Genomic DNA, 14,825 nt, shown 5'->3' with positions numbered 1-14,825 from the left:
TCCATTGGATATTCTGTAGCCTTGCGCAGCTTTAGCTTTACCCGTGCTTGATGAACAAAAACACTTCGTCCGGCGGCGCCCGAAGGGCTCCGGAGCCGGTGGTACACTCGACTTTCGCGCTACTGCGCCTGCAGGTCTTGCGAACATGACGCACATTTCCGAACGCCTACTGGTTCAAGCCCACCTCGACGCCAAGCAGCCCAAGGTGCTCAGCGCTGCCGAAGAGGCGAGCCTGCGAACCGCCATCGCCGCCGAGCTCAAGGCTCAGGACGCGGTGCTGGTTGCCCACTTTTATTGCGACCCGGTGATTCAGGCCCTGGCCGAAGAAACCGGTGGCTGTGTTTCCGACTCCCTGGAGATGGCCCGCTTCGGCGCCGCCCACCCGGCCAAAACCGTATTGGTAGCCGGCGTGCGCTTCATGGGCGAGACCGCCAAGATCCTCACCCCGGAAAAACGCATCCTGATGCCGACCCTGGAAGCTACCTGCTCCCTGGACCTGGGTTGCCCGGTGGATGAGTTTTCCGCGTTCTGCGATCAGCACCCCGAGCGCACCGTGGTGGTGTACGCCAACACCTCGGCAGCAGTCAAAGCCCGTGCCGACTGGGTGGTGACCTCCAGCTGCGCGCTGGAAATCGTCGAGAGCCTGATGGACAACGGCGAGACCATTATCTGGGGCCCGGACAAACACCTGGGCACTTACATCCAGCGCCAGACCGGCGCCGATATGTTGCTGTGGGACGGTGCCTGCATCGTCCACGAAGAGTTCAAGTCCAAGCAGCTCGAAGACATGAAGGCGCTGTACCCGGATGCGGCGATCCTGGTGCACCCGGAGTCACCAACCTCGGTGATCGAACTGGCGGACGCGGTAGGTTCCACCAGCCAACTGATCGCCGCTGCGCAACGCTTGCCGAACAAGACCTTTATCGTCGCCACCGACCGCGGCATCTTCTACAAGATGCAGCAGCTGTGCCCGGACAAAGTCTTCGTCGAAGCGCCCACCGCCGGTAACGGCGCAGCCTGCCGCAGTTGCGCGCACTGCCCGTGGATGGCAATGAATACGCTGGAGCGTACGCTGCAGTGTTTGCGTGAGGGCAGTAATGAGATCTTCGTGGAACCGGCGGTGATTCCGCAGGCGGTACGGCCGCTCAAGCGCATGCTTGACTTTACCCAGGCTGCACGGTTGAAACTGGCCGGAAACGCCTGATCCTCAGGCTGAGCACAAATTAAAATGTGGGAGCTGGCTTGCCTGCGATAGCCATAGGTATCTACACAACTTTGTAGCCTGTAGCAGCCGACGGTAACCACGATGCGAAGCGAGCCGCTCTTGATCTTGATCTGCTTTGGATCTTAGGCGCCCCGTTAAACCACGCTGGCCGGAATTCGACAGGGATTTGGGGGGTAAACCGGCAGGGATGCCGGTTTAGCCGCCCCGCGCCATGGATGGCGCGTGGCGGCGGCCCCCCAAATCCCTGGCGGATTACGGGCACACCGAGCCTAAGCGAGGTGCCGAGTGGTGGGGCAAGAGCGTTTTGCTTACTTTCGCGCTTTTCGAAAGTGAGCCGCCGTCAGGGCGGGACCCTAAGTGGCCGTTACCGCAGCAATGGATATGTACACAATCCAGCTGCGTTGACTGTGAGGCCGTCTTCGCAGGCAAGCCAGCTCCCACATTTGGACTGCGGCGCGTCAGGTAGATAAACGTCGGCTGTCAGGCCGTCGCGGGAGCAAGCTCCCTCGCCACAGTTTCGGCGTCATACCGAAGTGATGTAGATACCTATGCTGCGATAGCGGTGTAACAGTCGCAGGTGTTTTGACTGCAAGACCGCTATCGCAGGCAAGCCAGCTCCCACAGTTGATCTGTGATGCGCTTGAGTTACTTCTTTGGCTTCGGAATCCGCACCAACTGGGTATCCGAATAGATGTCATGCCAGCTGCGTTTGTGTTTATCGAACAACGACCAGATAAACCCCAACCCCACACACAACCATGACGCAATCGACACCACAAAACGCAGCAGTGCCTGCCACAGGCTGATCCGCGAGCCGTCAGCGTTTTGCACGCGCACGCCCCACACCTGCATACCCAGGGTTTGCCCCGAATGGGTCCAGAATTTGGCGAAGAAGCCAAACAGCACGAACAGCAGCAGAGTCGACAGCAATGGGTCGCCGTCCAGCGCGCCGGACTCGGTGAGCGTGCGCATCTTCGCTTCGCCCACGAAGGCGATCCACACCAGCTTGTAGATAAACGCCGTGACGATCAGCAGGGCGGTGCATAAAAGAAAGTCGTAGAACATCGCTGCCAGGCGACGGCCCAGGCCAACGGCGGGGAATTCGCCCTGGGGGCTCAACAGGGGTTTGGACATGGCAGGGCTCTCTGGAGAAAGCACGCAGTTTACGCAATGGCGCCCATAAAAAAGCCCCTGATGTCATATCAGGGGCTTTTTGTCGCAGGAAGGATCAGCCTTCTGCTTGGACTTCGTCAGCCTGCAGGCCTTTCTGGCCTTGAACTGAAACGAAGGTGACCTTCTGGCCTTCCTTCAGGCTTTTGAAGCCGTTGCCCTGAATAGCGCGGAAATGCACGAACAGATCCGGGCCGCTTTCAGGAGTGATAAAACCAAACCCTTTCTCGTCGTTGAACCACTTGACGGTACCGCTCTGACGTTTGCTATCCGACATTTTCTTCTTTCCTTTGACGCTAAAAATTAATGACAGCCCCTTTCACACGAAAGAGTACTGGGCTGGGTTGCAGGAAAGTTAAGAGACGTCGAACGGGTTGTAGCAACTACTTCAGCTACTGCCCAGGTCCAGGTTCCAAGCGACCCATGCAAACACAGTGGGCAAACTCTACGCCAACTAAGATGAAAAAAACAAGCCCTGGCGCAGGCCCTGATTTTGCTGGGTCTCATGACACTTTGTTGAATGTTCTGATACCGACTTATTCGATAGAGTTATTCACTTGTTATAGGGCGTCAGCTATAAAAATGCCTATCGTGAATGCACTGTTTTATGGCGGTTGCGTTACAGTTTAGTGCACGTTAACGCAACCGCGTTACTTATAGAAACAGTCAATCAGCCACGGTAGTAACGTTGCGGAACGAATGGCATTTTACTTACACGTAGTGGCACCTTTTTCCCACGTACCATTGCGCAAACTTCGGTATCCAATGCGACAAATGCGCTGTCCAGGTAACCCATTGCCAATGGGCCGCCCAAGGTGGGGCCAAAGCCGCCGCTGCACACGCTGCCGATAACCGTACCTTGTGCATCGACGATTTCTGCGCCTTCACGCACCGGCGTACGCTCCTGTGGCAGCAGGCCTACGCGTTTGCGCGCCACACCGGTTTGCTGCTGGGTGAAGATGCGGTCGGCGCCGGGGAAGCCGCCGGCCCGCGCGCCATCGGCACGCCGGGCCTTGGAGATTGCCCACAGCAGGCTGGCTTCAATTGGCGTGGTGTCGGTGTTCATATCATGCCCGTACAGGCACAGGCCGGCTTCCAGGCGCAGCGAATCGCGGGCGCCCAGGCCGATGGCCTGCACTTCGGTTTCGGCCAACAGGCTGCGGGCCAGGCTCTCGGCATTGGCCGCTGGCACGGAGATTTCAAAACCGTCTTCACCGGTGTAGCCGGAGCGGCTGACGTAGCAGTCCACGCCCAGCAAACGCAGGGTGGCAAATTGCATGAACGTCATCTGGGTGACTTCAGGGGCCAGGCGCGCCAACACTTTCACTGCCGCCGGGCCTTGCAAGGCCAGTAGGGCGCGTTCTTCGAACAGCGGTTCGATGGTGCATTGGTCGCCGATATGTTTGCGCAGGTGCGCCAGGTCCTGGTCCTTGCAGGCGGCGTTGACCACCAGGAACAACTCGTCGTTGCCCAGGTTGGCGACCATCAGGTCGTCGAGGATGCCGCCTTGCTCATTGGTGAACATCGCATAGCGCTGCATGCCCACCGGCAGGTCGATGATATCGACGGGCACCAGGGTTTCCAGGGCCTTGGCGGCATTCGCGCCGGTGAGGCGGATCTGGCCCATGTGGGACACGTCGAACAACCCGGCCTGTTCACGGGTGTGCAGGTGTTCCTTCATCACGCCCAAGGGGTACTGCACCGGCATGTCGTAGCCGGCGAAGGGCACCATGCGTGCGCCGAGTTCGAGGTGCAAGGCGTGCAGAGGAGTTTTCAACAGGGTTTCGGTGGACATATTCAGCTCCTGAAAAACGTGCCGACGCGCTTATGGGCGTCAGCACTCGATAATGTTGACTGCCAAACCGCCGCGGGCGGTTTCCTTGTATTTGCTTTTCATGTCGGCGCCGGTCTGGCGCATGGTGCGGATGACCTTGTCGAGGGACACAAAGTGCTGCCCGTCGCCACGCAGGGCCATGCGCACCGCGTTGATTGCCTTCACCGAGCCCATGGCATTGCGCTCGATGCACGGCACCTGCACCAGCCCGCCAATTGGGTCGCAGGTCAGACCGAGGTTGTGTTCCATGCCGATCTCGGCGGCGTTTTCCACTTGGGACACACTGCCACCCAGCACTTCGCAGAGTGCGCCGGCGGCCATGGAACAGGCCACGCCGACTTCGCCCTGGCACCCGACTTCGGCGCCTGAGATCGAAGCGTTTTCCTTGTACAAAATGCCGATGGCAGCGGCGGTGAGCAAAAAGCGCACCACGCCGTCTTCGTTCGCGCCGGGGATAAAACGCATGTAGTAATGCAGCACGGCGGGAATGATCCCGGCCGCGCCGTTGGTGGGCGCAGTGACCACGCGCCCGCCATTGGCGTTTTCTTCGTTGACCGCCAGCGCATACAGGTTGACCCAATCGAGCACCGACAATGGGTCGCGCAGCGCCGACTCGGGGTTCTTGCACAACTGCCGGTGCAAGGCCGCCGCCCGGCGCTTGACCTTCAAGCCTCCGGGCAAGATGCCTTCGTTGCGACAGCCGGCATCGACGCAGTCCTGCATCACCTGCCAGATCTTCAACAAACCGCTGCGGGTTTCCGCTTCCGGGCGCCAGGCGCTTTCATTGGTCAGCATCACCTGGCTGATAGACAGGCCATAGGTGGTGCAATGGCCAAGCAAGTCCTTGGCGTGTTTGAACGGGAAGGTCAGGGGTGTGGCGTCTTCGACGATACGGTCGGCGCCTGCGGCGTCTTCATCGACCACGAAACCGCCACCGACCGAGTAATACTCGCGGCTGCGGATCTGGATGCCAGCGGCGTCGAAGGCACGAAAAATCATGCCGTTGGGATGATAGGCAAGGGGCTTGCGAATCATCGCCAGGTGTTCTTTCTCGTTGAACGCAATGCTGTGTTCGCCGAGCAGGTTGAGGCGCCCGTCACTGCGCATCTGCGCCAGGCGTGCAGCCACGGTTTCGGTATTCACGGTGTCTGGGTGTTCGCCTTCCAGGCCCAGCAACACGGCTTTGTCGCTGCCGTGGCCTTTGCCGGTGGCGCCCAGCGACCCGTAGAGTTCCACCTTGATGCCGGTGGTGGCTTCCAACAGGTTGTCACGCTTGAGCCCCTCGACAAATCGAGCGGCGGCGCGCATCGGGCCGACGGTGTGGGAACTGGAGGGGCCGATGCCAATCTTGAACAGGTCGAACACGCTAAGGGACATGGTTGTTCTCCGGTTTCTTATTATTTTCTGAAAGCCGACTCGGTCAAATGTGGGAGCCGGGCTTGCCCGCGATAGCGGTGGGTCAGGCGACATCACTGTCGGCTGATACACCGCTATCGCAGGCAAGCCAGCTCCCACACTGGCCGCGTATCTCCAGTGAGATCAGGCGTAGCTCTCGATCGAAGGGCACGCACACACCAGGTTGCGATCGCCAAACACGTTGTCGACCCGGCCAACCGGCGGCCAGTACTTGCCTTCGATCAACGATGCTACCGGGTACACCGCTTGTTCACGGCTGTAAGGGTGGCTCCATTCGCCCACCAGTTCCGCAGCCGTGTGCGGCGCGTTCTTGAGGGGGTTGTCGTCTTTGTCCAGGGTGCCGTTTTCCACTGCGCGAATCTCTTCGCGGATGGCGATCATGGCGTCGCAGAAGCGGTCCAGTTCTTCCTTGGATTCACTTTCGGTCGGCTCGATCATCAAGGTGCCGGCCACCGGGAACGACATGGTCGGCGCGTGGAAACCAAAGTCGATCAGGCGCTTGGCCACGTCGTCCACGCTGATGCCGCTGCTGTCTTTCAACGGGCGCAGGTCCAGGATGCATTCGTGGGCCACCAGGCCGTTGCTGCCGGTGTACAGCACTGGGTAGTGCTCTTCCAGGCGGCGGGAAATGTAGTTGGCATTCAGGATCGCCAACTGCGACGCGCGCTTGAGGCCGGCGCCGCCCATCATGCTGATGTACATCCAGGTAATCGGCAAAATGCTCGCACTGCCGAACGGTGCGGCGCACACGGCGCCTTCCTTGCGCTCCATGGCCGCGTGGCCGGGCAGGAACGGCGTGAGGTGCGACTTGACGCCAATCGGGCCAACGCCCGGGCCGCCACCGCCGTGGGGGATGCAGAAGGTTTTGTGCAGGTTCAGGTGGGACACATCGCCGCCGAACTTGCCCGGTGCGCACAGGCCGACCATGGCGTTCATGTTGGCGCCGTCGATGTACACCTGGCCGCCGTTGTCGTGGATGATCCCGCAGATTTCGCGGATACCTTCCTCGAACACACCGTGGGTGGACGGGTAGGTGATCATCAGCGCGGCGAGGTGCTCGCGGTGCTCGATGGCCTTGGCGCGCAGGTCTTCGATGTCGACGTTGCCGCGTGCATCGCAAGCGGTGACCACCACGCGCATGCCGGCCATGTTGGCGGTGGCCGGGTTGGTGCCGTGGGCTGACGACGGGATCAGGCAGATGTCGCGACGTTCTTCGCCACGGCTCTGGTGATAGGCGCGGATGGCCAAGAGGCCTGCGTATTCACCCTGGGAGCCGGCGTTTGGTTGCAGGGAGATCGCGTCGTAACCGGTGGCCGCGCAGAGCATGGCTTCCAGTTCGCTGGTCAGTTGCTGGTAGCCGGCGCTTTGCGCAGCGGGGGCGAACGGGTGCAGGGCACCGAATTCGGCCCAGGTCACCGGGATCATTTCGCTGGCGGCGTTGAGCTTCATGGTGCACGAGCCCAGCGGGATCATGGTGCGGTCCAGGGCCAGGTCCTTGTCGGCCAGCTTGCGCAGGTAGCGCATCAGCTCGGTTTCCGAGTGGTAGCGATTGAAGACCGGGTGGCTGAGGATCGGCGACTGACGCAGCAATGCGCTCGGCAGGGTGCTGTCGGTGGCAGCAAAGGCCGGCAGGGTTTTGCCGTCGGCGAAGATCGCCCACAAGGCCTGGATATCGGCCTGGGTGGTGGTTTCGTCGACCGACAGGCCCACGCGCTCGCCATCTACCACACGCAGGTTGATGCGCTGGGCGCGGGCCTTGTCGTGCAGGGCGGCGGTGTGGGCGCCGGTGTGGATTGTCAGGGTGTCGAAGAAGTGCGCCTGCTCGACGTTCTGGCCCAGGGCCGTCAAGCCCTTGGCCAGGATCGCGGTCAACTGGTGAATGCGCTGGGCGATCTGGGTCAGGCCTTTGGGGCCGTGGTACACGGCGTACATGCTGGCGATGTTGGCCAGCAGCACTTGGGCGGTGCAGATGTTGCTGGTGGCTTTCTCGCGGCGGATATGTTGCTCGCGGGTCTGCATGGCCAGGCGCAGGGCCGGCTTGCCGAAGCGGTCGACGGAAACGCCGACCAGACGGCCAGGCATGTCGCGCTTGAACGCATCCTTGGTGGAGAAGTATGCCGCGTGCGGGCCACCAAAGCCCAGTGGCACGCCAAAGCGTTGTGCGCTGCCAATGGCGACGTCGGCGCCGAATTCGCCCGGCGGCGTCAGCAGGGTCAGGGCCAGCAGGTCGGCGGCCACGGCGACCAGTGCGTTGGCGGCGTGGAAGCGTTCGGTCAGTTCGCGATAGTCGAACACGTCGCCGTTGCTGGCCGGGTATTGCAGCAGCGCGCCGAAGAACGGGCTGACATCGGTCAGTTCGCGCTCATCGCCCACCACTACATCGATGCCCAACGGTTCGGCACGGGTGCGCAGCACGTCGAGGGTTTGCGGGTGGCTGTGCACCGATGCGAAGAACGCGTTGCTGCTTTTGTTCTTGCTCAGGCGCTTGCAGAAGGTCATGGCCTCGGCGGCGGCGGTAGCTTCGTCGAGCAGGGAGGCGTTGGCGATCGGCAGGCCGGTGAGGTCGCTGATCAGGGTCTGGAAGTTCAGCAGCGCTTCCAGGCGGCCTTGGGAAATCTCCGGCTGGTAGGGCGTGTAGGCGGTGTACCAGGCCGGGTTTTCCAACAGGTTGCGCAGGATCGGCGACGGCGTGTGGCAGTTGTAGTAGCCCTGGCCGATGTAGGTCTTGAACAGTTGGTTCTGGCTGGCAATGGCCTTGATCTTGGCCAAGGCCTCGGCTTCGCTCAGGCCGTCTTCGAGGCCGAGCACGCTGGTGCCCTTGATGCTTTCCGGGATCACGCTGGCGCTCAGGCCTTCGAGGGAATCAAACCCCAGGCTGGCGAGCATTTGCTGCTCATCTTCCTGGCGCGGGCCGATGTGGCGGGCGATGAATTCGTTGGCGGTGGTCAGATTAACGGTCATGGCGCGCTCCTCAGGCTTCAGCGTTGGCTTTGATCAGACGGTCGTACGCATCCTGATCCAACAGCTTAGCCACTGCATCGGCATCGGCGGGTTTAAAGCGGAAGAACCAGCCTTCGCCCATCGGGTCTTCGTTGACCAGTTCCGGGCTGCCATCGAGCTTGTCGTTGACTTCCAGCACTTCACCGTCCAACGGCATGTACACACCGCTGGCGGCTTTTACCGACTCAACGGTGGAGGCTTCAGCGCCCTTGTCGTAAGCCTGCAACTCTGGCAGTTGCACGAAAACCACATCACCCAGCGCGTTCTGCGCAAACGCGGTGATACCCACGGTGACGCTGCCATCGGCTTCGGCGCGCAGCCATTCGTGATCTTCAGTGAAACGCAACTCGCTCATGGAAACTCCTCAGGGCCAGAATCGTCTGGTGGACGGGATTGGAATAATGGGGAGTTGCTTAGCAATATTGCGGCCAATGTTATTAAGTCGTTGTATATCAATTACTTATCGAATTCAGCAACAAGGTGGGCGTAACGAGCTGTAGCGATTTCGCTACAGTCGGGCGCATGAAAAAAAGCCTATGTGGATCAAAGCCTTGCATGGCGCGCAAAAAACAGGGTTGTAGCGATATCGTTACGCTGTAGCGCTTTCAGTACACTGAATGTCGTTCTCAGACCAAATCTGGTTTGGGTCTCTGTGGGAGCTGGCTTGCCTGCGATGGCGGTCTACCCGTCACTAAGGCGTTGGATGACCCACCGCTATCGCAGGCAAGCCAGCTCCCACATTTGAACCGCGTTTATTCCGTCAGGGTTTGTTGGGAATGCCGTACTTGCGCAGGCGGTGGGCGATCGCCGTGTGGGAGGTTTGCAAGCGGCTGGCCAGTTGGCGTGTGGAGGGGTAGCGGCTGTAGAGGCTTTCCAGCAGGCTGCGCTCGAAATCTTCCACGGCCTGTTCCAGGCTGTCGACTTCACCATCGTTCTGGCGCGCCACGGAGGTGCCGGCGATGTCCAGGTCGCCAATGTCCACCAGGCTGCTTTCGCAGATGGCGGCAGCGCGGAAGATCACGTTTTGCAACTGCCGCACGTTGCCCGGCCAGTGGTTGCCCAGCAGGGCTGGATAGGTACCCGGCGCGAGGCGGCAGACCGGGCGCTGGATCTGCGCGCAGGCTTGCTGCATGAAGTAGCGCGCCAGCAGCAGGATGTCCTGGCCGCGTTCACGCAAGGGCGGTACGGCGACATTGAGCACGTTGAGGCGGTAGAACAAGTCTTCGCGAAAGGTGCCTTCGCTGACCATCTTTTCCAGGTCGCGGTGGGTGGCGCTGAGGATGCGCACATTGACCTTCACTTCGCGGTCGCCACCCACGCGACGAAAGCTGCCGTCATTGAGAAAGCGCAGCAGTTTGGCTTGCAGGTACGGCGACATTTCACCGATCTCATCGAGGAACACCGTGCCCTGGTTGGCCAGCTCCATCAGCCCCGGTTTGCCACCGCGTTGCGCGCCGGTAAAGGCGCCAGGCGCATAGCCGAACAATTCGCTTTCGGCGAGGTTTTCCGGCAGCGCCGCGCAGTTCAGCGCCAGAAACGGCGCACTGTGACGCGTACTGATGGCATGGCAGGCGCGGGCCACCAGCTCTTTGCCGGTGCCGGTTTCGCCCTGGATCAGCAGCGGTGCATCCAGCGCCGCCACCCGTTGCGCCCGGGCCTTGAGCGTGCGGATCGCCGGGGACTCGCCCAACAGCGCATCAAACCCTTCTGCATGGTCATGGTGCAGCGCCGACAGTTGTTCGCCGATGCGGTTGGGTTGGTAAAGGGTGAGAAGGGCGCCCGCGTCGGTGATTGGCGTGGCGCCCAGTAGCAAGGTCTGGCCATTCACGCTGATCTCGCGCAGCGGCAAGCGAAAGCCTTGCTCCAGCAGGGTCTCCAGCAATGCCGCGTCATCGAACAGCTCGGCGATGCTTTCGCCAGCCGGCTCACGGCCGTACAAGGCGATCAACGCCGGGTTGGCCAGCAGGATCTTACCGGCGCTGTCCAGGGCCAGTACCGGGTCGGTCATGGCCGCCAGCAGGGCGTCGAGTTGCAAGTGGCGGCGCTGGCCCGGAAGAATGTCGACGACCTTTACCGCCTGCACGCCGTGCACGCTGAACAACGCGTCGCGCAGTTCTTCGAGCACTTCGGGGCTGAGGGTCGGCGCGTCGATATAGACGTTGGGCGGCACCATCTCCACCGCATCCAGATTGAGATTGCGCCCACCGAGCAAGGCCAGGACTTCCTGGGTGATGCCGACGCGGTCGATGAAGCTGACGTGGATACGCATGGGGCGGATCTTGATTCTGGAGTGCTGAGGGTGGCCAGTATGCCTTGGAGCCGGTAGAGATCAAAATGTGGGAGCTGGCTTGCCTGCGATGGCGGTGGGTCAGTCACCGAAAATATCGTCTGACAGGTCGCTATCGCAGGCAAGCCAGCTCCCACATTCGATTGGGGGGGCAGGTTATTCCAGGTGTTCGGGTTTGACTGGGTCGCCGGATTTCATACCCAACTGCTGGCGCACATCCTCGAACATCAGATCGTAGTGCTTGTGCTGCGAGCCGACGCTGCTATGGGTCTTGGGAATGCCGTATTTTTCGACAATCTTGGTCACATTGCTGGCGAAGTTGTAGGCCTGGTCCTTGGGCAGGAAAAAGGTCTCTTTCATGGCCTTGCCCTGGATGCTGCCATGCAGCGTGAACTGCATGCCTTTGCCTTCGCGCTCATCCGTGACGACTTGATAGTCCAGGCTCAGGTCGTAGCTGACATCGTCCTTGTTCAGCGCGTGTCGCTCGATATGCAGGTGGCCGGGTTCAAAGATAGCCATAGGCGTTTCTCCTCAACTTCACAGGTAGGTGATGCCAGGTGTTGCCGTGCTGATGCGCGTGCCGGCGCTGCCCTGGACGATGGCTTCGATGTCCGAGAGTGAACCGATCACCGCGGTTTTGCCAGTCTGGCGGGCGAACTCGCAGGCGGCTTGGACCTTGGGCCCCATGGAGCCGGCGGCGAAGCCGAGTTTTTCCATGTCGTCCGGGTGGGCCTGGCCGATGGCCTTCTGGGTGGGCTTGCCGAAGTCGATAAAGGCGGCGTTGACGTCGGTGGCGATCACCAGTAAATCGGCTTCCAGTTGCGTGGCCAGCAAGGAGGAGCACAGGTCTTTGTCGATCACGGCTTCAATGCCGCGCAGCTTGCCGTCTTCGCCATACATGGTGGGGATGCCGCCACCGCCGGCGCAGATCACGATGGCTTTTTTCTCCAGCAGCCATTTGATCGGGCGGATTTCAAAGATGCGTTTGGGGCGCGGGCTGGCGACCACGCGGCGGTATTTGTCGCCGTCGGGCGCGATGGCCCAGCCTTTCTCGGCGGCGAGTTTCTCGGCTTCGGCTTTGGCGTACACCGGGCCGATGGGTTTGGTGGGGTTCTGGAAGGCCGGGTCCTTGGCGTCCACTTCCACTTGGGTGAGCAGGGTGGCGAACGGCACTTCAAAGTCCAGCAGGTTGCCCAGTTCCTGTTCGATGATGTAGCCGATCATGCCCTCGGTCTCGGCGCCCAGCACGTCCAGCGGGTAAGGCGAGACGCTGGTGTAGGCCGCTGCCTGCAATGACAGCAGGCCCACTTGCGGGCCATTGCCGTGGGCGATCACCAGCTCGTTGCCGGGGTGGATCTTGGCGATCTGTTCGGTGGCGATACGGATGTTGGCCCGTTGATTGTCTGCGGTCATGGGTTCACCACGACGCAGGAGGGCGTTGCCGCCCAGGGCTACGACGATGCGCATACAGAATGTCCTTCTAGAATGATCGTTCCCACGCTCTGCGTGGGAATGCCTCACCGGACGCTCTGCGTCCGCTCTTGTGGCGCAGAGCGCCACTGGCTGCATTCCCACGCGGAGCGTGGGAACGATCAGAGTGGGGTTAGATATCTGCCAACGCCGACACCAGAATCGCCTTGATGGTATGCATGCGGTTTTCCGCCTGCTCGAAGGCGATATTGGCCGGCGACTCGAACACCTCTTCGGTCACTTCCACGCCATTGGCCAGGTGCGGATAGCGCGCTGCGATGTCCTTGCCGACCTTGGTTTCACTGTTGTGGAACGCCGGCAGGCAATGCATGAATTTCACCCGAGGGTTGCCCGAGGCTTTCATCATCTTGGCGTTGACTTGGTAGGGCAGCAGTTGCTCGATGCGCTCGTCCCACGCTTCCACCGGTTCGCCCATGGACACCCAGATATCGGTGTGGATGAAGTCCACGCCCTTCACGGCTTCTTTCGGGTCTTCGGTGATGGTGATGCGTGCGCCGCTTTCCTCGGCAAAGGCCTGGCACTGCTTGATGAAATCTTCATGGGGCCACAGCGCTTTCGGCGCGCCGATGCGCACGTCCATGCCGAGCTTTGCGCCGATCATCAGCAGCGAGTTGCCCATGTTGTAGCGGGCGTCCCCCAGGTAGGCGTAGCTGATGTCATGCAGCGGCTTGTCGCTGTGTTCGCGCATGGTCATAGTGTCGGCGATCATCTGGGTTGGGTGGAATTCGGCGGTGAGGCCGTTGAACACCGGCACACCGGCGAACTTGGCCAGTTCTTCGACGATTTCCTGTTCAAAGCCACGGTATTCAATGGCATCGAACATCCGGCCCAGTACGCGGGCGGTGTCTTTCATGCTTTCTTTGTGGCCGATCTGCGACGACACCGGGTCGATATAGGTGACGTGGGCGCCTTGGTCGTGGGCCGCGACTTCGAAGGCACAACGGGTGCGGGTCGAGGTCTTTTCGAAGATCAGCGCGATGTTCTTGCCCTTCAGGTGCGGACGCTCGGTGCCGGTGTATTTGGCACGCTTGAGGTCGCGGGACAGGTCCAGCAGGTAATGCAGCTCGCGGGTGGTGTGGTGCATCAGCGACAGCAGGCTGCGGTTGCGCATATTGAAAGCCATGATGGAATCTCCTTAGTAGTCGATAGGGTCGCGGATGATCGGGCAGGTCATGCAGTGGCCGCCGCCACGGCCACGGCCGAGTTCACCGGCGCTGATGGTGATCACTTCCACACCGGCCTTGCGCAGCAAGGTGTTGGTGTAGGTATTGCGGTCGTAGCCAATCACCACGCCCGGCTCTACGGCCACCACGTTGTTGCCGTCATCCCATTGTTCGCGTTCGGCGGCGAAGCTGTTGCCGCCGGTCTCGACCACGCGCAGGGCCTTGAGGTTGAGGGCTGCGGCCACGGTTTCGAGGAAGTTGGTTTTCTCGCGCTGGATGTCGATGCCGTGAGGCTTGCTCTCGTCAGGGCGCAGGGTGAACGGCACGATCTGGTTGACCACTTCGGGGAAGACGGTGACCAGGTCGCGGTCGCAGAAGCTGAACACGGTGTCCAGGTGCATCGCCGCGCGGGATTTGGGCAGGCCGGCAACGATGACGCGTTCCACGGCTTTGTTCTGGAACAGGTTGCGCGCCAGTTGGCCGATGGCCTGGTGGGACGAGCGTTCGCCCATGCCGATCAACACCACGCCGTTGCCAATCGGCATCACGTCGCCGCCTTCCAGCGTCGCGGCGCCATGTTCCTGGTCGGGATCGCCGTACCAGATCTGGAAGTCCGCGTTGGTGAACTCAGGGTGGAATTTATAGATGGCGCTGGTCAGCAGGGTTTCCTGACGTCGCGCCGGCCAGTACATCGGGTTGAGCGTCACGCCGCCGTAGATCCAGCAGGTGGTGTCGCGGGTGAACTGGGTGTTGGGCAGCGGCGGCAGGATGAAACTGGCGTGGCCGAGAAAATCGCGGAACATCTCGATGGTCTTGCCACCGAAGCTGCTCGGCAGGTCGTCGGCCGACACGCCGCCTATCAGGTACTCGCTGATTTTGCGCGGCTCCAGGCTGCGCAGCCACGAGCCGACTTCGTCGACCAGGCCCAGGCCTACGGTGTTGGCGGTGATCTTGCGCTCCAGGATCCAGTCCAGCGCTTCGGGGTTGGCGACGATGTCGGTGAGCAGGTTGTGCATTTCCAGCACATCAATGTCCCGCTCGCGCATCTTGGTGACGAAGTCGAAGTGGTCGCGCTTGGCCTGGGCCACCCACAGCACGTCATCGAACAGCAGTTCGTCGCAGTTGTTGGGGGTCAGCCGCTGGTGGGCCAAGCCTGGGGAGCACACCATGACTTTGCGCAGTTTGCCGGCTTCGGAATGTACGCCGTACTTCACTTTTTCCGTGGTCATTACAGATCCT

12 protein-coding genes are annotated in these 14,825 nt (G+C 61.1%); 1 reads left to right on the top strand and 11 read right to left on the bottom strand.

All coding sequences use genetic code 11. The annotated features are described in order from the left end of the window. The first annotated feature begins 145 nt into the window (after nucleotides 1–145). Entirely contained in the window at nucleotides 146–1,204 is a 1,059-nt protein-coding gene (nadA, locus tag V8689_RS22550; RefSeq protein ID WP_003193840.1) for a quinolinate synthase NadA, read from the top strand. 666 nt (nucleotides 1,205–1,870) lie between these two features. Here the strand turns inward: nadA and V8689_RS22545 are convergent. The 11 genes from V8689_RS22545 to arcA form a co-directional block, all read right to left on the bottom strand. Further along, nucleotides 1,871–2,359, bottom strand: coding sequence for an RDD family protein (locus tag V8689_RS22545; protein WP_014719703.1), 489 nt, complete (start codon nucleotides 2,357–2,359; stop codon nucleotides 1,871–1,873). Nucleotides 2,360–2,453: 94 nt separating this feature from the next. Next, a complete protein-coding gene (locus V8689_RS22540) occupies nucleotides 2,454–2,672 on the bottom strand; it encodes a cold-shock protein (protein ID WP_003193835.1) in 219 nt (72 codons plus the stop codon). Nucleotides 2,673–3,065: 393 nt separating this feature from the next. After that, the gene (gene gcvT, locus V8689_RS22535) at nucleotides 3,066–4,190 is read right to left on the bottom strand and encodes a glycine cleavage system aminomethyltransferase GcvT (protein WP_056791406.1); all 1,125 of its coding nucleotides are present in this window, start codon (nucleotides 4,188–4,190) and stop codon (nucleotides 3,066–3,068) included. A gap of 39 nt (nucleotides 4,191–4,229) precedes the next feature. After that, nucleotides 4,230–5,606, bottom strand: coding sequence for an L-serine ammonia-lyase (locus tag V8689_RS22530; protein WP_032895533.1), 1,377 nt, complete (start codon nucleotides 5,604–5,606; stop codon nucleotides 4,230–4,232). Nucleotides 5,607–5,768: 162 nt separating this feature from the next. Then, nucleotides 5,769–8,606, bottom strand: a complete 2,838-nt coding sequence (gene gcvP, locus V8689_RS22525) for an aminomethyl-transferring glycine dehydrogenase (protein ID WP_060766099.1) — start codon at nucleotides 8,604–8,606, stop codon at nucleotides 5,769–5,771. A gap of 10 nt (nucleotides 8,607–8,616) precedes the next feature. Beyond that, on the bottom strand, nucleotides 8,617–9,000 hold the full coding sequence (gene gcvH / locus V8689_RS22520) for a glycine cleavage system protein GcvH (RefSeq protein ID WP_005790845.1): 384 nt from the start codon (nucleotides 8,998–9,000) through the stop codon (nucleotides 8,617–8,619). Between the two features lie 405 nt (nucleotides 9,001–9,405). Continuing rightward, a complete protein-coding gene (locus V8689_RS22515; RefSeq protein WP_056791412.1) occupies nucleotides 9,406–10,914 on the bottom strand; it encodes a sigma-54-dependent transcriptional regulator in 1,509 nt (502 codons plus the stop codon). 174 nt (nucleotides 10,915–11,088) lie between these two features. Next, entirely contained in the window at nucleotides 11,089–11,451 is a 363-nt protein-coding gene (locus tag V8689_RS22510) for a DUF5064 family protein (RefSeq protein ID WP_056791416.1), read from the bottom strand. An 18-nt stretch (nucleotides 11,452–11,469) separates the two neighbouring features. Then, a complete protein-coding gene (gene arcC, locus V8689_RS22505) occupies nucleotides 11,470–12,399 on the bottom strand; it encodes a carbamate kinase (RefSeq protein WP_032895541.1) in 930 nt (309 codons plus the stop codon). Between the two features lie 136 nt (nucleotides 12,400–12,535). After that, nucleotides 12,536–13,546, bottom strand: a complete 1,011-nt coding sequence (locus tag V8689_RS22500; protein WP_056791419.1) for an ornithine carbamoyltransferase — start codon at nucleotides 13,544–13,546, stop codon at nucleotides 12,536–12,538. A gap of 12 nt (nucleotides 13,547–13,558) precedes the next feature. Then, entirely contained in the window at nucleotides 13,559–14,815 is a 1,257-nt protein-coding gene (gene arcA / locus V8689_RS22495; protein WP_014719694.1) for an arginine deiminase, read from the bottom strand. Between the last annotated feature and the right edge of the window lie 10 nt (nucleotides 14,816–14,825).

It is taken from the genome of Pseudomonas sp. AK181 (assembly GCF_051122975.1).
In the GTDB taxonomy this organism is placed as follows: Bacteria; Pseudomonadota; Gammaproteobacteria; order Pseudomonadales; family Pseudomonadaceae; genus Aquipseudomonas; species Aquipseudomonas lactis.
This window is presented reverse-complemented; position numbering and strand designations above follow the sequence as displayed.